Here is a 1,362-nt window from a genome sequence, read left to right as displayed (position 1 = left end):
TATTTAAACCATCCTGCTAATGCTGGAATACGTGATAATAACAGTGTATCCAAAATCCAAATAACAGCGATTGCGGCAATAGCCGTCGGGAAAATCACAGCCAAAATAAGAAGTGGCACAGCCATTGCCCACCATACCGGCAATTTGATTTTCTGTGCAGGAGGAACCAAACCACGTGCTTCCGAAGGACGGCGCTTCCACCACATCACACAGCCGCTGACACAGATAAAGATAATCGCCAGACAGAACAAGACATTTGCCAATACGCTCCACCAGCCCAGTGTACCCATATGCAAAGCAATACTTGCTGCCATGAATTTACCAAACCAGTTGTAATCATCGAAATGAATATCAGCCAGGACTTTGCCGCTGTATTGATCGATGTGTACCGTACGATCCGCAGTCGGACTAATCATATCGTAGCTCATTGAGTCTTGCGACAGCGTCCATACGCCGGTTTCGCCTTTAGGTAGGTTCAACTGATAGCGGCCTTTGAAGCCAATTTCGCGCGCAAAGCGGTCAACCGTTTCCAACGTCATCGGTTCACTTGGATTAATGCCGTTTTCGCCCAGTGTCGTACCGGAAACCGGCATAGGCGTCAGCTCTAAAATCCACGGCACTTCTTTGGATTTGCCATCATTCAACACATCGCCATGGGTTGGCACGGAAGATACCGGATTAGGCTCCACACCCCATTTGCCGGCTGGGAATTGGCTCCATGCCTGCACAGCCTTACCACCCCAAATACCTGCCCAAGCAATACCAGACAAACAGAACAGCAGCAAAATCAAAGAAACCCAAGAGCCAACCGCACCGTGCAGGTTGCGCCACCAAGAACGGCCTTTGCCTGCTTTAGGTAAAAGGACGGCCTTCAGACTACGCTGTTTTACCCACCACAAATAAATACCGGTCACAATCATGATGATGGTTAGCGATGCAGCAGTTTCCAACAGGTAGTCACCAGTCGCACCCATCATCATATCGCCATGGATTTCGTCCATCGTGTGATACCAGCCTTGACCGCGCGGTATCGTATTCACGACTTTTGCCGTATAAGGATCAACGGCAACCATAGTGGCTTTATCGTCGTTGTTCACACGAAATACGGCCACCATATCATCTGCGCGCGGCGCAATATATTGCACCACAGAAGCAGTTTCCGGATTCACAAACTGTCTGGCGGCTTCAGCTTGAGCCGACAAAGGCTGCACCACTGCTTGCGGCGTAACATGTATCCGCTCGCCTTCTTTACCGGTGATATTGGCAAATAGCAGCATTCCCAACCCTGTAACAGCCAGCAGAGTTAAAAACGGCGCGACCAAAAGTCCGGCATAAAAATGCCATCGGCAAACAGTCAAATAA

Annotated in this window: 1 protein-coding gene; it reads right to left on the bottom strand. The window is 49.5% G+C overall.

Translation table 11 applies throughout. The features are described 5' to 3' along the window. A partial coding sequence (locus tag ACTHUR_RS11170) for a PepSY-associated TM helix domain-containing protein (protein WP_440398617.1) occupies positions 1-1,362 on the bottom strand: 1,362 nt, incomplete at both ends.

Source organism: Neisseria sp. P0021.S007, from assembly GCF_051956855.1.
This window is presented reverse-complemented; position numbering and strand designations above follow the sequence as displayed.